At 41.0% G+C, this 19,363-nt stretch carries 17 protein-coding genes; 8 read left to right on the plus strand and 9 right to left on the minus strand.

What is annotated here, in order from left to right; translation table 11 throughout:
- Positions 1-29: 29 nt before the first annotated feature.
- Both VK664_RS03395 and VK664_RS03400 read left to right on the plus strand, forming a co-directional pair.
- Entirely contained in the window at positions 30-938 is a 909-nt protein-coding gene (locus VK664_RS03395; protein ID WP_461397199.1) for an NIPSNAP family protein, read from the plus strand.
- 13 nt (positions 939-951) lie between these two features.
- Entirely contained in the window at positions 952-1,266 is a 315-nt protein-coding gene (locus VK664_RS03400; protein ID WP_461397200.1) for a ribosomal RNA processing 1 family protein, read from the plus strand.
- 57 nt (positions 1,267-1,323) lie between these two features.
- Here the strand turns inward: VK664_RS03400 and VK664_RS03405 are convergent, their stop codons facing one another.
- Positions 1,324-1,776, minus strand: coding sequence for a nuclear transport factor 2 family protein (locus VK664_RS03405; RefSeq protein ID WP_461397201.1), 453 nt, complete (start codon positions 1,774-1,776; stop codon positions 1,324-1,326).
- A 162-nt stretch (positions 1,777-1,938) separates the two neighbouring features.
- Between VK664_RS03405 and VK664_RS03410 the strand changes: the two genes are divergently transcribed.
- Complete coding sequence (locus VK664_RS03410; RefSeq protein WP_461397202.1) at positions 1,939-3,219, plus strand: sulfatase-like hydrolase/transferase; 1,281 nt, start codon at positions 1,939-1,941, stop codon at positions 3,217-3,219.
- Positions 3,220-3,313: 94 nt separating this feature from the next.
- On the opposite strand, the gene VK664_RS03415 is transcribed toward VK664_RS03410, so the two are convergent.
- The 4 genes from VK664_RS03415 to VK664_RS03430 all read right to left on the minus strand — a co-directional run bounded on the left by VK664_RS03415 (position 3,314) and on the right by VK664_RS03430 (position 6,266).
- Positions 3,314-4,123 carry a hypothetical protein gene (locus VK664_RS03415; protein WP_461397203.1) on the minus strand — a complete coding sequence of 270 codons (810 nt, stop codon included), beginning with the start codon at positions 4,121-4,123 and terminating at the stop codon, positions 3,314-3,316.
- A complete protein-coding gene (locus VK664_RS03420) occupies positions 4,120-4,299 on the minus strand; it encodes a hypothetical protein (protein ID WP_461397204.1) in 180 nt (59 codons plus the stop codon). The genes VK664_RS03415 and VK664_RS03420 overlap by 4 nt, the downstream gene beginning before the upstream one ends.
- Positions 4,300-4,654: 355 nt before the next feature.
- Positions 4,655-5,182: a GNAT family N-acetyltransferase gene (locus tag VK664_RS03425; protein WP_461397205.1), complete on the minus strand. Its 528-nt coding sequence runs from the start codon at positions 5,180-5,182 to the stop codon at positions 4,655-4,657.
- Positions 5,183-5,201: 19 nt separating this feature from the next.
- Positions 5,202-6,266: a DUF2652 domain-containing protein gene (locus tag VK664_RS03430; RefSeq protein ID WP_461397206.1), complete on the minus strand. Its 1,065-nt coding sequence runs from the start codon at positions 6,264-6,266 to the stop codon at positions 5,202-5,204.
- 225 nt (positions 6,267-6,491) lie between these two features.
- On the opposite strand from VK664_RS03430, the gene VK664_RS03435 reads away from it, so the two are divergent.
- Positions 6,492-8,879 (plus strand): ABC transporter permease, encoded by a 2,388-nt coding sequence (locus tag VK664_RS03435; RefSeq protein WP_461397207.1) that lies wholly within the window; start codon positions 6,492-6,494, stop codon positions 8,877-8,879.
- A gap of 46 nt (positions 8,880-8,925) precedes the next feature.
- On the opposite strand, the gene VK664_RS03440 is transcribed toward VK664_RS03435, so the two are convergent.
- Positions 8,926-11,334, minus strand: a complete 2,409-nt coding sequence (locus VK664_RS03440) for an ABC transporter permease (RefSeq protein WP_461397208.1) — start codon at positions 11,332-11,334, stop codon at positions 8,926-8,928.
- 75 nt (positions 11,335-11,409) lie between these two features.
- Positions 11,410-11,907, minus strand: coding sequence for a hypothetical protein (locus VK664_RS03445; RefSeq protein WP_461397209.1), 498 nt, complete (start codon positions 11,905-11,907; stop codon positions 11,410-11,412).
- A 291-nt stretch (positions 11,908-12,198) separates the two neighbouring features.
- Between VK664_RS03445 and VK664_RS03450 the strand changes: the two genes are divergently transcribed.
- The 3 genes from VK664_RS03450 to VK664_RS03460 all read left to right on the plus strand — a co-directional run bounded on the left by VK664_RS03450 (position 12,199) and on the right by VK664_RS03460 (position 13,883).
- Positions 12,199-12,708, plus strand: a complete 510-nt coding sequence (locus VK664_RS03450) for a Crp/Fnr family transcriptional regulator (protein WP_461397210.1) — start codon at positions 12,199-12,201, stop codon at positions 12,706-12,708.
- A 64-nt stretch (positions 12,709-12,772) separates the two neighbouring features.
- Positions 12,773-13,222 (plus strand): carboxymuconolactone decarboxylase family protein, encoded by a 450-nt coding sequence (locus VK664_RS03455; RefSeq protein ID WP_461397211.1) that lies wholly within the window; start codon positions 12,773-12,775, stop codon positions 13,220-13,222.
- 10 nt (positions 13,223-13,232) lie between these two features.
- Entirely contained in the window at positions 13,233-13,883 is a 651-nt protein-coding gene (locus tag VK664_RS03460; RefSeq protein WP_461397212.1) for an HD domain-containing protein, read from the plus strand.
- A 32-nt stretch (positions 13,884-13,915) separates the two neighbouring features.
- Here VK664_RS03460 and VK664_RS03465 read toward each other — a convergent pair whose 3' ends face one another.
- Both VK664_RS03465 and VK664_RS03470 read right to left on the minus strand, forming a co-directional pair.
- Complete coding sequence (locus VK664_RS03465; protein ID WP_461397213.1) at positions 13,916-15,262, minus strand: erythromycin esterase family protein; 1,347 nt, start codon at positions 15,260-15,262, stop codon at positions 13,916-13,918.
- Between the two features lie 83 nt (positions 15,263-15,345).
- Positions 15,346-18,063 carry a GH116 family glycosyl hydrolase gene (locus VK664_RS03470; RefSeq protein ID WP_461397214.1) on the minus strand — a complete coding sequence of 906 codons (2,718 nt, stop codon included), beginning with the start codon at positions 18,061-18,063 and terminating at the stop codon, positions 15,346-15,348.
- A gap of 160 nt (positions 18,064-18,223) precedes the next feature.
- Between VK664_RS03470 and VK664_RS03475 the strand changes: the two genes are divergently transcribed.
- A complete protein-coding gene (locus VK664_RS03475; protein WP_461397215.1) occupies positions 18,224-19,333 on the plus strand; it encodes an ABC transporter permease in 1,110 nt (369 codons plus the stop codon).
- The last annotated feature ends 30 nt before the right edge of the window (positions 19,334-19,363 follow it).

Below are 19,363 nucleotides of genomic sequence, written 5' to 3' on the forward strand. Positions count from 1 at the left end.
ACATGCAGGGACGGAAAACCTGATGATAGATGGTAGCGGTGCAAAGAAAGGTTGATGAAAAAACTAAAACCTGGAGTATTATAATCGGATCAGGTATCAACGAAATAGAATTTGTTATCTTACGCAATACAAAAAAGAATATGCAAAGACGAAATTTTTTAAGATCTTCTATGTTAACCGCCACAGTGGCCGGTCTTACACCAGGCTTTGCTCTGGCCTCTGATGACAGTGAAAAACAAAAAAGAAAAAAACAGGAGTTTTATGAATTGAGAGAGTACACATTTGCAAGTGATGCTCAACAGAAACTGGTAGAAGATTATTATGAAAAGGCTGCCATCCCGGCTTTGAACAGGTTGGGATCAAAAAATGTTGGAGTATTCAGGGAGCTGGAAGCCAAGGGACAAGCCAGGCTTTTTGTGCTAATCCCATTTAGTTCCTTTGATGCATTTACCGGCATGCGCGATGCATTGGTAAAAGACAAAGCTTACCAGGCCGCGGCTGCGGCTTATCTGAATGCAGAAGTTAAAACCCCGGCCTATTCACGTATCCAGAGTTCATTGCTTAAGTCATTCACAAATATGCCGCAGTTAATGGTGCCGGAAAAGAAACCACGTTTGCTTGAGTTACGTCGCTACGAAAGCCATAGTGAACTGGCTGGGATCAAAAAGATTCATATGTTTAATGAAGGTGGGGAAATAGAAATTTTTAAAAGGGTAGGACTCGATCCCGTGTTTTTCGGCGAAACAATTATCGGGGAGAAGATTCCGAATCTTACCTATATGATTGCCTTCGACGATATGCCTGAGCATGATAAAAACTGGAAGGCGTTTTCCAGTGATCCGCAATGGGTCAAATTGAAAGATCTGCCCGAGTATAAGGATACGGTTTCTACGATAACAAGGACTTTTGTTGCCCCGGCAGATTTTTCACAGGTTTAATTGGAAAAAAAGTATGAACACAACAATTACCGCACTTAATGAATTGTTTGACCGTGTACCCAGAAGGCATAGTCCGGACAATGTAAAAGAGATTTACAGTATTTTAGATGAATATGAAACCCTTCTCCAAACAATAGAAGCAGAATCACCAGTACTTGAAAAAAAAGTTGCACCATTCTTTGATGGCCTGGAACCAATCCGTGGGCTGATCAAAAAATCATCTGACAATAAGGCTTCAAAAAAGATAAAAGATAATTTTTTTGATGAAGCTTCGGGCTTGCTGAAAGACAACATGCAATCCGTGATGGATTTTTACAAGGCCGTTTAAGTAAAATTCGTCCAGACTATCAGGTTCGCCTAAAGCATGTATTCTAAAGGCCAGCCATTATTTACAAATTACAGACGCATGCCTGGCAATCTGTTGCCAGTTGCCATTATTATTCTTCCAAATGTTAGTGAACCTTCTATTAACGGTCTGGCCGGCCTTTGCTCCGGACAGATCGTTTTTAGGAACATATACTTCAGACCCCATAGTTATAACTATGTTATCCTGGAATTGGATTTGCTCGATTTTTCTTTCGAATGATTTATAATCGATCATACCTGCCAGCTGGATCTTAAATACGGAATCACGGTTGGGAGCAACGTTATTCCTGGGTGTGTTCACCATAAACTCCGGCGCCCACAGTTTTTTCAATTCGAGCGTATCATTATCCAGTATTCCCTGGATAACTTTTTGTTCAAGCATTCTTATGGTTTTTTCGAGGTTGGTGTTGTCCTGGGAATAGGAAAGGTTACAAGTTAACATCGAAGCGATGAATAGAATCCGATAATTCATTGGAGTGTTATTTATAAGAAGGTTTAAAATAATTGCGCTTCAAAAAGGTAAACCAAATAACTTAGAGGACAGTAATTTAAAGCTGCCAGTCAATACAAAATGCGTTATCAAAATACTGATCTATTATTGTCGCTGCGCAAAATTGGATTGTTAATAGTGCTTTTGACAGGATCATTCATTATATCAGCTCAAAAGGTAAACGTGATCTACCTGATGGTTGATGATATGGGATATGCTGACCTAAGTAGTTATGGCCGCAAGGATTACGAGACACCAAACCTTGATAAACTTGCTGCGGGAGGTATGAAGTTTATGAATGCTTATGCTGCTGCACCTGTGTGTACCCCTACAAGGGCCGCGTTTATGACAGGCCGTTATCCCGCTCGGATTGATATTGGACTGCTGGAACCCTGGACCAGCTCAAACCGTGACTTCCGTATCGGTCTGTCTCCAACTATATTTTCGGTAGCGAGAGCGGTAAAAAATGCCGGGTATGAAACCGCCCTGATCGGGAAATGGCATCTGGGAACGGATACTGGCTTCGCTCCCCGAAAACATGGTTTCAACTATTTTTATGGCATCAAATCAGGTGCGGCAGATTACGTTTCCCACAAAGGCGACGGTGGTATGCCGGATCTATATGAAAATGAAACGTCTATAATTACCAACGGTTATCTCACTGAACTCATTGGTAAAAAGGCTATTGAATTTCTTAGCCGCAATCACTCAAAACCTTTTTTTCTTAGTCTGCAGTTTACAGCACCGCATTGGCCCTGGCAGGCCCCGGGGGATAAAGAATTACCTGATTCATTGTTCAGGTCCGCAAGGGGGCTTGCTTCGAACGGATCCCCGTCCGTTTATGCAGCTATGGTGAAAAGTCTTGATGACCAGGTAGGTATGATCATTCAATTATTAAAACAAAAAGGTCTTGATAAAAACACCGTCGTGATATTTACCAGTGATAATGGCGGGGAAAAATTTTCAGACATGGGTCCTTTTGCCAGGAGCAAAATGAATGTTTGGGAAGGGGGAGTCAGGGTGCCGGCATTTGTGACCTGGCCCGGGAAAGTGAAACCAAATGTTGTGTCAGTACAGCCTGTAATTACCATGGACTGGTCTGCAACGATCCTTGCGATAACGGGTGCAAAAACTGATTTGGCTTTTCCACTGGATGGCATTAACCTGGTGCCTTTCCTGTTGAATAACAAGAAGAACCTTCCCCGCACATTTTACTGGAGATTAACACAGCGAGTAAAACAACATGCGGTGCTTGACAGCAAATGGAAATATATAATGGACGGGGATACTGAATATTTGTTTGACCTGAGCAGCGATCCGGGTGAAAAAAATGACCTGAAAACCAAAGAGCCCGCTAAGTACCGGGAGCTCAGAAAAAAATACAGTGATTGGGAAAAAACGATGCTTCAGCCTATTTCGTTATGATGTCTTTCTGATATTATAATTCTGAATAGAAATTTATAGTTTTGATTGGAAGTCTATATTTCTGAATGGAAGTCTATATTTCTGAATAGTAAGTCTATACTTCTGAGTAGTAAGTGATGTTCATGTTTTTTACATCGGCGTATTTGATGATAAATATTTCTCCGGGGATGTGATAATAACGTTCATCGATTTCTTCCGTTATCCCAGACTCAAAAACCATTGTTTCAGAAGCTGGCGGTTGCGTTGTATCACCAGGTGGATTGACCGCCGCCGTAGTTGGTGTCTGATAAAAATCCGCTCCTTCCGCCTTCTCATCCCTTGATAAAACTCTTCGTCTCACATCTTCCATATGAAGTTCTTTAATACCTCCATCTTTATCCAGCCAGAAATCCGTAAGAAAACCTCTATATATCAAAGTGTCATTCCTGGTTTCTAACAATACATCCAGCCATACAGAAATGGGTTCAGCCACTTTACTTTTTGGCTTTAGTATATCATACCATTTATTATAAATGGCTAGGACGGGATATTTTTTGTAAAGATTATAGCGCAGCACCAGCTTTCGCAACAGTAATGCAGCGAGGAAGTTTATTACTGTGTTGATGAACATGTACACCAGGAATGAAAAAAGATAATCGTTCAGCTTGTTGATATCTTTGGCCGAGTTGTTTGCTATAAGGAGGTTGAAAATGAACTGGAAATCGATTTTATAACCTAAACCGGCGAGCAGCAGTACGGACACAGAATGAAATATGAAAGCCGGGATCAGCGAACTGTAAATCTCTTCTAAAGTAGTGGTATTGATATTCCTTTTGGAATAAGGGCTTGAAAGATAAGTAACGCGAAAAACGATACCTGGAACGGCGAGGAGAAAAATTATAAGAAAGCCAACAGCAAGACTCATCTATCTTTGAGACTTATGCGCTTAAGGACCAGCATTTCTCCATTTGGGAGGGCGCCGTTTACCCTTATAACATCGTTATTGTAACGGTTATTGGCAATAATAGCGGCTGTCAAAACCTTTGCGGTTTTTGTGGTTGACAACGCTTCTCTAACCCGGGAACCCATTGATGCCTTCATACACACTTAGTTATACAACAAAATTAATCAAAATTTTGGCAATAATCAAAATTTGGCGGTATTAGGGGGCGCCGGGAAAGAGCAGGGAAATGTCAGCTTTGCTGTAATAAAGCTTTTGTGTTTGATTGGACAGGAATTGATGGGCAGGTATGAAAAGACCAGCGGGGGTGGAAGCGATCATCACATACATTTTAGTCAGTCAAATTTGTTTGATCAATGCATTGTTGAGAATAGTTTTTTCGCCGCTGGCTGGCGCAAATGGGGTGGGGGAACAATTCATGGACTAACGGCTATGCATAGTGTTTATTGGAATCTTACCATCAATTTGAACGGTATAATTAATCCTTGGTCAAATTCACTTTCTTATTCTGTAGATATATACATCCATGTCCGACCACCTGGTTTGTTTTTCTCTTTGAAGTCCATTCTTGTCTGCAACAATCTGCGACCTGATATTTCGGATGTCTATTATTGAAATAACTGAATCAGCCAGGTCGTTTGCAAAGGCGTATTCAATAAATAGTTTTGCTGCTTCTGGCGCAAAGCCCTGTCCCCAGTATTTTTTGAACATGTGATATCCCACTTCAGTTTCATTTTGCCCGTCAACTTCTTGTTTTAAAAGTCCGCATTGTCCCACAAATTCATTAGTCCTTTTATCTATCAGGGCCTGAAGTCCAAAACGATTTTCTTTATATCGTGTCATCTGTTTCCCGATCCAGTGTTTGGCAGTCTCTTCGTTTGAACTCAGGAGAAACGTTGACATGTATTCGACTGCTTCTTTATCGTTAAAAAAGTCGGCCCAGGTTATGATATCCTCCGTAGTCAGGAACCTGGTTTTTAATCTTTTTGATTCTAAATTGTCCTGGTATAGGTAGGTGGCCATAAATGATTATTCATCCTGATTAAATATCCATTTCCTGTAACAGCGGAACGAGATTTTCTAATGACTTTTGAAGTCTTGAACCCATTTTTTGACGACCGGAAAAATCATTCAGTAATTTTGTTATCCAATTCCCTGTTTGGTAAATATCAATGGTAAGTTCAGTTTTATTAGGTTCTTTATAAATGAGGGTATAGTAAGTTATTTGGTTGCTTTTTTCATCGGTCTCGCTAAACTCAATCTTTGTGTCGGTATAGGAATAGCTACTTGAATAGAAAGCGGTTTCCCCGTTTTCCAAAGTCCACCGGCTCCGCATGCCTATGCGTGGTAAAAAATGATTCAACACTTCTACTTTCTTTACACCCTCCCACCAACGATGGCGACACTCAAAAGAACCGGTAGCATGAAATAGTGTAATGATATCCGTTTCGTATTCCCTGGAGGCCGAGTATATTTTCTTTTTCCCCGAAAGGTTTATACGCGGTAAAGGCGCATCTGCTATTCCTTTTTTTAATTGGCTAAGTTGTGTGTAATGAAAGTGTATTTCACCAGTTTCAGTTTTTTTTACACTGTCATCCCATATCATCCACGTTGTAAAATCTTTAGGTGACTGATCATGCAAAAGATCCTTGGTAACCAACCAGTATTCGTGCTGCTCAATGTCATTCTTCAATAACTGGTGGGCAACTATTACATCTTTGCCAATCAACTTGCTGAAATTCCTGACATTGTATTCCGTAAATTCTCCGTAATGGGTAATTACTTTTAAGGAAAGATCTGCGGCGGAGCTGCACGCTTTGCATTGGCAATATTTTCTTTGGTCATAGGCTATCAGGTTTTTATGAAATTCACAAAACATCTCTTTTACCTGCTGATATATTGCTTCGAGTTTCGGAACTTCCCCAAACTTATAAAATAGGATCGCATCGCCTTCTATTTCGGAAACTTCAAGTCCTATTTGATTTGCATTAATCAGCAATTCCAGCAACTCCTGGATGATCAGGCGGCTGTGATTGATTTCTGATTCTGTGACAAATCGGGTGAAGCCACTGATGTCAGGTATAAATAGAAGACCTTTGGTATCCATGTAGGTAAAGTTATAAGTTATTTGTATCAGGTATCTTTATTTCGGCCTCCAATTCGGGCCTCAATCGGGTTCCAAAAGAAGAACAATATTTGATCGTTATGGAACACTGCCTGTTCGGAAACGGACAATCCTGAATCCGATAAATTTATTCAAGCCCAACGGGATCAGGAGTTTAAATCATTGGCACTTCAATTGGTCGTCAGACGTATCACTCAATTTATTGGTATGCTTTTAAATTATTGGAAGATTGCCTGGCGAAATTTTTTGAGAGACCGGCAATTTGCCATAATCAACCTGTTAGGACTGGCTATCGGAATTTCATCTGCGCTGCTCATCTGGCTCTGGATCCAGGACGAACTGCGAATGAATAAATACAACGAGAAGGACAAACACCTGTACCAGGTGATGCAGAATATGCAAAGCAGCAATGGTATTGAAACGATTGAATATACACCAGGACTGCTGGCCGCAGCCATGGTGAAAGAGATGCCGGATGTTACTGATGCGGTATCGGTAGTGCCCTCTTCCTGGTTTGGGTCAGAAGGAATTATCACTAATGCTATATCGAGGTTCAAAGCAAAGCCACAGTTTGTGAGCCGGGAGTTTTTCAATGTGTTCACCTGCCCTGTGATTAAAGGTGATGCGCTCAGGCTTTTCGAGGGTGAAATGAAAATTGCCATCTCAGATAAACTTGCATCTAAATTATTCAACAGGCAGAGCCCGGTTGGCCAAACGATCAGTTGGGTTCATAATGAATTCGAAGGCACTTATGAAGTGGTTGCTGTATTTAAAAGTTTACCGGCTAATGCGACCGAACAATATGATTTGCTGCTGAATTTTGATCTTTTTGTAGCAAAACGCCCGGCCATGCTTGCCTGGGGAAACAGTGACCCGCATACTTATGTGTTGCTAAAGGATGATGCCAATAAGGCCCGACTGGATGCGGGACTTAAAAAATTTCTGAACACCAAAGATAAAAATTCAAAAAATGAGTTGTTTATCCGGAAATTCTCCGAACAATATTTGTATGACCAGTATGTGGATGGTAAATTATTGGGAGGAAGAATTAATTATGTGAGATTATTTACTGGCATTGGCATTTTTATATTATTGATTGCCTGTATTAATTTTATGAACCTGTCAACTGCACGGGCGGCTCGTCGTATCAAGGAAGTTGGCATTCAAAAAACAATGGGTGCTTCCCGCTCCCGCCTGGTAGTTCAGATGCTTACAGAGTCCTGCATCATGAGCATTATTGCGATGCTTATTGCCCTCGGGCTTGCTGCGTTGATCCTGCCAGCGTTCAACAGTATCACCGGCAAATTATTGTCAATACAATTCACTTATGAACTGGTGTTGGCAGCATCGGCTATCACCTTGTTTACCGGTGTGTTTTCTGGTAGTTATCCCGCTTTTTATATTTCAGGTTTTAAGCCTGTGACTATCCTCAAAGGACCTATAAGAAGTTCTGTTGCCGAACTTTGGACGCGTAAGGGTCTTGTTATTTTCCAATTCAGCCTATCGATATTTGCGATTGCTTCCGTGTTGATCATCTATCGCCAGGTGCAATATATTCAGAACAAAAATATTGGCTATGACAGAAAAAATATTCTGAGGTTTGAGATCCCGATGGGTATGGATTCAGCAGAATTGGGGTCAGCAGCTGCATTTATCAATGAATTAAAATCCATCCCCGGAGTTTTGAATGTCTCCAGTTATTATCATAACCTTACAGGCGGACACGGCACGATTGGCGATTTCAACTGGCCCGGGAAAGAGCCTGGGACAAATATTGACTTTATAAACCTTGAAGTCGGCGAAAACTTCCCCCAAACGGTTGGCATCCGGCTAAAAGAGGGAAGGCATATGATTGCGAGTAAAACGGGGTTTATGTCACCTTCAAAAGAAATCGTCTTTAATGAGTCTGCTATCCGCGCCATGGGTCTCAAGGATCCGATAGGGAAGGTGGTCAGGTTCTGGGACCAGGAGCGAACTATAGTTGGTATTGCCGAAGACTTTCATTTCGAATCTCTATACCAAAAAGTAAAACCAAGTTTCTTCCAGGTATATCCTGTGATGCCAAATGTGATTGCCAAAATACAGCCAGGAACAGAAGCCAGGACCCTGCACGAGATCCGTGTTAAATTCGAAAAGTTCAGCAAGGGCCTGCCTTTCGATTATAGTTTCCTGGATGATGAATACCAGGCAATGTACAGGCAGGAGAGCAAGGTGGCCATACTGGCGAAATACTTTACCTGTCTGGCGGTTCTAATTTCCTGCCTTGGTTTGTTTGGGCTGTCTGCTTTTACTGCCCAGAAAAGGCAAAAAGAAATTGGTATCCGCAAGGTGGTGGGGGCCTCCGTGAGTGGCATAGTTTTCCTGCTTTCAAAGGGATTTTTACTGTTGATCGTTATTGCTGCTATTATTGCATTGCCACTTGTTTATTTAAGCATGAGTGCCTGGCTTAACAACTTCGCTTACAGGTCACCGATATCGCCTGTTGTTTTTGTAGTTACGATTGCTGGAATTCTTGTGATAAGCCTGGCAACGATCAGTGTTCAATCTTTAAAAGCTGCATTATCCAACCCGGTTAAATCTTTGCGAAATGAATAATTTAAAAGCAGTGTTGAATTTAAGGCAAGGCTAACCAACTGCCATTCTACTCATTCCTCATAGTTTTCACCGGATTTGCAACAGCCGCCTTAATGACATGTACGCTAATCGTAGCAAAAGCAATAAATAAAGCGGCAAGCCCGGCAAGTCCGAAGATTCCCCAGCTAAGATCAATTTTGTAAGCAAAGTTTTCCAGCCATTTGCTGCCGAAATAATACGCAACAGGTATTGCAATTAGCGCGGCAATCACTACGAGTTTCATGAAATCTTTTGACAGCAGATTCAGGATATTCAAGGCGTTTGCACCCAGCATTTTTCGGATGCTGATTTCCTTTGAACGTGCCCCGGTAGAAAAAGTAACAAGTCCCAAAAGACCAAGACACGAAATGGATACAGCCAGTAAACCAAATATAGTGACCAGTTTTGCGGATTTTGTTTCAGCAGCATACATAGCCGCATAATCATCCTCTACAAAACTGTAAATGAATGGATAAGACGGCAGATTCTGATTCCAGATTCTTTTTGCCGCAGCAAGCGCACGTGTTGTTTGACCCAGACCTGGTTTTACATAGAGGTTGAACGTCCCGGCGTTGTTATTTTGTTTAAAAACCTGTGCTCCAATTTTTTCATGCATGCTTTTATATTGAACATCCTTAACTACCCCGACGATAACACCCGTATCGCCCAGATATACAAACTGTTGTCCAGCTACTGGTTTTTTAAATCCAAATTCTTTTACTGCTGATTCGTTAATCACCACATTTTTTGCATCACCCTGGTCGTTTTTTAACCATCTCCCTTCTGCCAGTCTCAGATCAAAAAGCCGGAAAAAATTATCGTCGGCCCAAAACGGAGAAACAAGCGGGTCCAGTGATTCCAACTTTCCCGGCCAATTCACGGCACCTGTAAAAAACACTTCCGTGTTGCCTATGCCGGGAGTCGCAACTGAAGCTGCTGTTACAGCTGCGTCTTCCGCAATGGATTCACGCATCTGGTTCATTGTTGATTCCTGTTTCGTCAAGTCCATATTTTCAAATGCCGCAATTGGCATTGGCATTTGAAACACAAGCGACCTGTTAAATCCACCATCGCGTTCATTGATAAACTCTAATTGCTTTGAAAGTATTATAATGCCGGCAACCAATGCAATTGAAAAGCTGAACTGAACAACCACCAACCCTTCTCGGAGAAAACCATCTTTAATCCTGAATAAAGCTGTTCCTTTTAAAACATTTACAGGTTTAAAAGAAGACAACAACAAGGCAGGATATATTCCATTCAGTAGCACAACCAGCATTGCCGTGATACTGATAATGAACCAGAACTTTCCCTGCAAGAGTGGAAGTGAAAACTGTTTTTCGGTGAGGTTATTAAAGACAGGAAGAACAAGTTGAACAACAAGCAAAGCAATAGCTATCGCGATAACTGTTGTCAGGATTGATTCAATAAGAAACTGGACAAAAATCTGGTGCTTCCTTGCGCCGATCAGTTTGCGGATACCTACTTCCTTTGACCTTTGTGCCGCTCGCGCGGTGGTAAGATTCACATAATTGATACAGGCAGAAAACAAAATCATAGCCGCAAGGATTCCAAATATGAGTACAATTTGTTTATTTCCGTGAGGTAAATCTCTTGCTCCCCCTGCTTCAGTAAAATGCAGTTCATTAATTGGCAATAATGATATGCGGTCAGCTTCGAAATTCTTGTTATCCCAATGACGTTTACAGATTGTATATATTGCAGAAGCAACCTTTGAGGTATCAGCCTCCTGATCCAATTTAACAAAGGTGAAATATGAAGAACTATTCCAACTGACACTTGCTTTTTTGATTACAGGATCGGTTAATGCTGCCTGTACTGGAAGGAACATATCATATTGGAAAGTAGCATTCGATTTGTTATTTTCAACAACCGCTCGCACCATGTATTGATTTGAATCAATTGAAATGATTTTTCCCACCGGGTCAGTGTTTCCAAACAAATCTTTTGCACGGTTCTTTGTAAGAACAACACTGAAAGGATTACTAAAAAAACTTTTTAAATCACCCGATGAAATCTCCTGGTCAAAAATATTAAACCACTGTTCGTCAATATAAGCGGCCTTTTCTTCATAGAACGAATGATTGCCCACCTTCATAACTTTGTTTGAATTAACTGCGTACAACCTTGTGAGAGACTTAATTCCAGGTGTTTCATCTGCGGCAATCTTTCCAAGAATATATGGTTGGCGGTTAGAAGTAATAGTTTCACCATCAATTGGCGACTTGATAGCCATCAGCATGTAGGTCCTTTCATAATCTTTGTAGTGGGTATCAAAACTGAGTTCGTTCTCAACCCAGATAATCATCAGGATTGCAGAAGTAAGGCCAGTAGCTAAGCCAAATATATTGATGGCACTGATAAGTTTGCTTTTAAATAGCGCACGCCATCCGAGCCGGAAATAATTTTTGATCACAGGAGGTCAGGTTTAGTTAATTCATGATTAGAAAACCGGGATCATTCGTTGTTTGCATCGATTCATCTCAGCATTTTACTGCGGTAAAGTACCTGAACAATTACGTAAGCAAAGAAGATAGATTGTGAGATTGTTTGCTGAGCAGGTGGCTCCTGATAATCCACTAAGTCGGTTACATTCATTTAACCCGTTATTATAGCTGGAAAGACAACTGCGGGAACAAGACTCATTACCACCGACAACTATGTCCTGATCCCATTCATCTTTGTGTCTATCACGCGCGAATACGATCACCTCCTTTTGAACTTTCGATAAAGTCAGTCCGGATTTGGAATCCTTGTTTTGTTTTGAAGTTGTGGCTGCCAGTGTCTTCAGATTGCTTTTTATTCGAAGTAAGTTCTTCTTTCCAAGGGAGGTTAAAACTGCGGTGGAATCAATTGCCGCATCGTCAGGTAAGGCATCGAGTAGCACCTGTGCGTCTTGTGGAGAGGACAATGGCTGGTCGGTGGTGCCGGCGCAACCAGTGAACAATGACACAAGAACAATTATTGTGTAAACAAGAATCTTTTGCATAACGTAAAGTTTTATGGGAACAGGTTTATATCGAATATAAAGAATTTTTTACCGCATTCGAAAGCTGATACCTTCCCGCTCTTTGAGGCAATTTGAGTCATTACTGAAGATCCATTCATAGAAATCAGCCTGATTCCGATATTATTTTCTTTTATTCCCGCTAATATCTATCGGAATATAATTATTCTTATGACTTAACTTTGCAGGTAAAATAACTTTAAGCTGGTAATACAAGAACTTATAACGCATATCAGAAAATTCTGCCCTATAGAGCAGGATAAATTAAGTTTAATGGAGCCTTTTTTTGAGTACAGGACATATCAAAAAAAGCAAATGTTGTTAAAAGAGGGTGACCGGTGTAATGAAAAATTCTTCATCGTCAAAGGGTGTGTATACATTTATTACTTGCGGCAAAATGGAACGGAACAAGTGATTGACTTTGCGATAGAAAATTGGTGGGCATCAGATTTTATGGCTTTCCAACAACGCTCGGATGCGCAGTTTTCTATTCGTGCTATTGAAACAACGGCAGTGCTTTGCATTACTAAAAGCCACCAGCAGGAACTGCTCGACAAAGTCCCTGAATTGAACGAATATTTCCATTTTGTTTTTCAAAGAGCTTATGCCGCCTCGCAGATGAGGTTGAGGATGTTATATGAGCATTCCAAAGAAGAGTTATATCGTCAGTTTAGCCAGGATTTTTCAGACTTTATACAACGTGTTCCTCAATATCTCCTGGCTTCTTTCCTGGGTTTTACCCCTGAATATCTAAGCGAAATTCGAAAAAAACATCTTTCTTAAACCAGTTTAAGAAGAAAGGCATTTTTGTCCGGGAACTTTGTTCTTCAAATCAAAAATGTAAAATATGCTTAAGGTTATCAGACATCGCTTAGACATCTGGCAGGAAGAACCACTGTACTGGAATCATATTGTAGGGATAGACAAACGCCTGGGTGCTTCCTCCGTACCCAGGGCCCTGATGGAGATCATTAAAATCCGGGTTTCACAGATCAATAAATGTGTTTATTGTATTGACTATCATACCCAGGAAGCTCTGCAGCAGGGAGAATCGCCGCGAAGAATATTTGCGCTGACTGCCTGGCACGAAAGTCCTTTGTTTACCGACATCGAAAAAAGCGTCCTTCAGATAGCAGAGGAAATAACACATATTTCCCTTCAGGGCGTCGCCGATGAAACCTATGAGAAGCTCAAAGCTAATTTTAGTAACCTGGAGATAGCCGATATTGTTGTCTGTATATGCCATATTAATTTTCTCAACAGGGTAGGCATCTCCACAAAAACGGTTTCACTTTAAAATGAGTATTATGAAAATAAATAAACCCAAAGTTGTTGCGGGTATTAAAATACCCGACAGTACGATAGCCCGACAGGCTACGGAATTATTGCTCGAACATGGTTCAGTATTTCTTTATAATCATTCATTAAGATCGTTTTGTTTCGCTTCGTTGAATGGAACGCAGGAAAAAATCCCTTACGATCCTGAGTTGCTATATGTTAGTTCAGTTTTTCATGACCTGGGACTTTGTCCGCATTACAGCAGTCCGGATAAAGCATTTGAAGTGGACGGCGCCAATGCCGCACGTGATTTCCTCAGGAGCCATGGATTAACACAACCTGTACTTCAGTTGGTTTGGGACACAATCGCCCTGCATACAATGCCCGCAATTGCACCGCATAAAGAAGCTGAAGTGGCGCTATTGAATTATGGGGTGGCACTCGATGTAGTAGGCAAAGGTTACCAGGATTTATCTAAAGAGCACCGTGAAGAAATTATAAAACAGTTTCCCCGCACTGATTTCAAGAAAGAGATTATACCTACTTTTTTTGAAGGTTATAAACATAAAACGGATACAACCTATGGCTCTATCAATGCTGATATTTGTGCCTATATGATACCAGATTTTCAAAGGAAAAATTTTCCCGACGCTATTCTGCATTCCCCCTGGAGCGAGTAATGCAGGGTTTAAATCTCAACTTTTTATGATCTCTATAACTGTTCCAGCGGATTGGTCCCAGTCGTCTTGTTAACAAATATTATCGCGTTGAAGTTCTCCCTGGCCTGAAAGGGGAAAACTGATTGATTCTTATTCATATAAACTGCCCCCAGTTGATAGGCGGGAAGCGCTTTTGAAAATACCGGTGATGTTGAGGTCTTTAGATCTACGAAAAAGGTTGGAATTTTGGCGGCTGCCATAATTCCGGGAAAAGAACGTTTGCCAAGAGGTGGTAATGAAAATTGTCTGGTCGGATACCTACTGTACTTTTTGAACATGCGCCTTACCATAAGATGAGCAGTTGAGTTTGCTCCTTTACGTGCTATGAAGCTTCCCTGGTTAAACACAAAACCTATGTTATAAAACTCCTCCCGATAATATCCGGCTAAATAGCCACCTAATCTCAGGTGCCGGCCGGTACCGTTTGCACTCTTTTCAACATGACCATTGTGAGCCCAAACGAAAATCTTGTTCCTGCCATTTTCTGAAAGTTTTTTGACGTTTTCTGCCATACAGCTGTCGCGATATTGGTCAGGCAGTGTCCTTGATTCTGTATAATATTTTATGGATTGATTTATGTTGGTTAAGCAAATTTCAACCTCCAAATAATTTTCGGCCGCCAATGTAGTCATTAATAAAACCTTCTTATCCTTAAACCATTTTTGTAAATCACTATTCATCTGCAAAAGACTTCTGATAACTGAGTCCCTGGCAGGCGAAAAGGGAGCGAAAAACAACCGACGGGATGAAAGATCCCGTTTCCCGATATTGGCATTCAAAGTTTCCAATAATGCCTGCGCATTTTGTTGAATGCACAGCTTTAGTCTTTCAACCGGGGATCCTATATACTGCATGTCAACTCCATGTAAGGAAATCTTGTCAGAATCTTTTAGAGATGCATTATAGTGCCTCATCCACTCAATTAAATTCCGGAACTCTGAATTGTGAAGGAAAGAACCTTTGATAGATTTGAGTGATGAATCGACACAGCCAAAGCCGGTTCGGATATAATCGTTTATTAATTGGCAATCAGCGAAGTCTGCTTCAACGGCGATCATTTTGAAAGCATGGTTCTTAACCAGGTATGAAAACAAAACTGATCGCAATACAAAAAACTCATGTGTTCCATGTGTAGCTTCACCTGCTGCGACTACAAGCTTGTTTACGAAAAATGGCTCAAGTTGCTGGAATTGTTGAGCTTCGGAAAAATCAGCTACAGATATGGGGTACAATTTATCATTGCCAGGAAAATCCATCTGGGTGGATTGTGAAAAAGCAAGATTAATTGCGCAAATAAAGAAAGTTGTCAACACTCCCGGATTTCTGAGCGATTTATTCATACGACAGGTTTGCATTGAAACGTCGGAAAGACATGAGAAGTTACATTCAGATGAACAAAACAATAATAACTAAACGGAAAATTTTATTTGACTATAACAGATAAAAGTTGATTGGCTGCAATAGTTGCAGTGTTATTGAATATGACACAAATGTCTTCGCCACTTTGATCCATTTTACAAGCTACAATTGTTCCGTTTAACCTGGCTTCCGCTTTTGATATTTTCCGGTTATTGCTTATAACAAAACTAATCTCATTTATATTGAGGTTTCCATACTTTATGTCAAAAGTCACAGAAAACGATGTCGGCGTCTGTTTCTGTTTGTAAGTTCCCCAGCCTTCAGCCGTTGTAAAAGGTGCTGTGAAATCATCTGGCGAAACGGCGGGATTGAAACGTATAAAACCTTTCGGTCCATGATATTCAAAACCACAGGCGGAGATAAACGTACCATAACTTGCCATAGCCCGGGCATAGTGGTCACTGCACTCTATCTCGTTGTACGGGTTGCGTTTTGCAGCATGATAACGGTCATGAATTGCTCTTGTTAATATCAGGGCTTCATCCGTCATCCCTTCAGCCATCATATGCGCGGCTACCTGGTGTTCAAAGCCAGTCATGCACTCATGAAAATAACCCAACTGCCAGGTTACAGCCTCGCCATAAGGTTTGGGTTCATTATGAGGGTTAGTGTTCATAATCATGCCTGATTCACCCTCCACGGCATAGGGCCGCCCACCCACGTGCGTTTTTATATAAGGGCCCACATCCGTTGCAAAATTATATTTCCATAAAGAGCTTAAGGCAGAACGTGTTTTATCCTTATCCCACAGCCTACCCAGGCCCACCTGGAAAGCCCAGCTTTGTCCATATACCTGGTCTATGTGACAGGTATTATAAGAGCCCAGTTTTTTCCTTCCTTGCTGTGTATCCGGTCGGTGTATAAAGTATTCACCATTAAATAAATGGTCGGCCATGTTTTTACAACCTTTCGTGACATAAGCTTTGCATGTTTCTGCAAATGCTTCATCGCGCATGTCATCGGCCATCCTTTGTGCGGCTTTTGCAGCAGCAATACAAAGACCTACAATCCACGATATTTCTCCTTCCCAAACTGCATCCAGCGTGTTCTCCATGGGTGTATCAGTCATACCGTCTCCATTCTTATCCTGGGCAAGCATAAACAATACCGCGTTTTTTATTGATGCCCAGTTGTCTTGTAAAAATGTATTGTCCGTGCTCATCTGGTGTTCACGATAAAATCTGAGTATAGTTCCTGCCTGGCCGTCGATTGCCGGTTTTTTTTCATTCTCGCCTCTGAAAAGGATGCCGCCGTTTTGTTGCATAGCTATGCCTGCATCCACCCGCTCACGTGTATCGCGTTCCAGTGATGGAAATATTCTTCCCAGCGCCTGTGCATATTGCCAGACATGGGTACAGGTTCCTTCGCATGCTCCAACTCCTTCCCATCCCCAAAATCGTCCCGTTTCAAAGCGGTAAGTGTTTGCGGTGGCAACCGTTCCGATATTTACAAAAGTGCGTTCGAGAAACCAATTTGGTAATGTTGAGTTATACCAGGTTTGTTGCCATAAGAATGTATTGGCTTGTAATACCAGGAACCTGCCAGCTATGTAGCCCATGACTTCTGAAGCATCTTTAAACTTTTTTCCATAATAATAGCCGGTCTTTGCATCAGCTACCAATGTTTTCATTTTATTACTGGCTGTAGTAAAATGCCAGGTCAACACATAGTCTGTGGTAAAAGAACGGGAAGGTTTTATAATGCTATGACTTGTAATGCCAGCAACCAATTTATCGGAAGGAGATTTTTCAGCCAGTTGTTCATTGATGTCTTCAAAGGTTTCTTTGTTAAGAGGAAAGGGATTAACTGAGGTATTTATCGTGCAGGCTTGATTCATCAATCCAAGGCACATGGTTCCCGAATCAGGATCGTTGGGCGCTGGCTCAATACTCGTTTTATATTTACAAAACACACCATTATAACCACCACCATGAATCACAGTGTTTTGTCTTAATCCTTCCCCGGTTTTGCCGGTTATTTTCTTTGCTCCGTTTTCCTGCCATCCTATCAATGAAGCTTTGATATTTTGTGATGAAGTGTTGTGTATAGTAATATTAAAAAAACTAGCTGGTAAAGCCGAGTCTTCAGCATTCAGGGGAATAAAAAATGCACCGGCCTTTAAAACTATTGTAACCGGTAAGTCTTTGCTTGTATAGGTAACTGTTGCAACGGGATAGGTTGCTGTAAAACTTATTTCATCCCAATCTTCTTCTTTAAGTTCTTTTATTATGGTTTTGTCGTTAAACTCTAACTTCAAGGCAAACCCTTGCTCCAGCACTCTTTTATTCCCTGCAATTGTTGGCTCTATATAATTTGCGCCGTCGCGCGATTTTATTTTCCTTTCAGTATTTCCGTCGTTCCACAAGACAGTTTTTGGATCAACGCCTTCCCGTTCATCATTATAGATACCCCATAGCCATAGTCGTCCATCACCGCCAAGGTAAAGTGTTCCGCAATGTAACCCGCCTACAGGCATTCCTATATACTTTAGTTCGTTTCTGCTTTTTAAGTATGTTGTTGGAGTTCCTTTTTTATATAAAGATTTAACCCAATGCGGATCTATATTTTTAATTGCCGGAATGTTATGTAGGGGAAAGTCTGAAGCATCCGGATTGTCTGAGAAATTCTTTGCCCAGGAAGGAATTTGTAGTGAAAGAAATGCAGCGGTAGTCAAACTTCCCTGTTTTATAAAACCACGACGATGGACGCTTCTTCGTTTCATTATGAGATCTGTTCTGTTTAACTTTGTTGGCTTCGAAACGACCCAAATATAGAAAACATTTCAAGATACGATTTGATTTGATTTCCGGAGTTGTGATGTAATTGCAATTCGCCAGAGAAATGCAAATTCTGTAAAGCCTGATAATAATTTTCTTTTTTCAGTGGGCGACAAAAAAATAATGAAATGGGGAAATATTGTTGACACTGGTTTTCTCGAAATTTTTAGCTTCCCGATGCTGAGAGGCAATCCTTCGACGGCACTGAATGATAGACATTCGGTAGTATTGACGGAAAGCGCTGCCAAAAGTTTATTTGGCAATGATGATGCAATGGGAAAAATCATTAAAATTGAAAATGCAGACAACTTTGTGGTTACCGGTATTCTAAAAGATCTACCTAATAATACAAGATTTCAATTTGAATGCTTATTGCCATGGTCATATATAAAATACAGGGAAGGAGAAGATTTTGGATGGAACGACAACAGCACTTCTACCTATGTGATGCTGAAGCAAAATGCAAGCCATGCATCTGTTGCCCCTAAGATAAAAGGGTTAAAGCAAAAATACAGTACTGAGGCAAAAACGATGAAATGGGAACTATTTCTTTACCCGCTTAAACAATGGCGTTTGTATTCAAGCTTTACCAATGGAGTGGAAGACAACGGAGGGCGAAGCACATTTGTAAAACTATTTGGCATCATCGCCGGGTTTATAGTTTTGATTGCATGTATTAATTTCATGAACCTGAGTACCGCAAGGAGTGAAAAAAGGGCGAAAGAAGTAGGGATAAGAAAAGTGGTGGGTGCTCAGAAAATTTCTCTTATCAGCCAGTTTTTCGGAGAATCAATAATGATTGCTTTTATGGCAGCTATTATCGCCATCCTTATTGTTCAGGTAAGTCTGCCTTCCTACAATCAACTTACAGGTAAAAACTTATTCATCAACTTTGAGAATATCTATACCTGGATCGTATTTGTTGGGTTCATACTTTTCACTGGCTTGTTAGCCGGGAGCTATCCTGCATTCTTTCTTTCATCTTTCCAACCTGTTAAGGTTTTAAAGGGGACTTATAAAAAAGCCAATGCGTTGGTGACGCCAAGAAAAATACTTGTCGTGTTGCAGTTTACATTCGCCATCATTCTTATTATCTGCACTATTGTAGTAAAATCCGGCAAAAAGCCTGAAAACCGAATAATGTCTGGTCTACAGGGGCATTCATCTAATCTGGGCTGGTCACCTCTAAACTGCAATAACACGCTAAAACTATAGGGTGCGACTTGTTGCAAAGCTGGTTTTGAT

Origin of the sequence: Flavitalea sp. (assembly GCF_035489435.1) — a bacterium.
GTDB lineage: Bacteria > Bacteroidota > Bacteroidia > Chitinophagales > Chitinophagaceae > DATHKG01.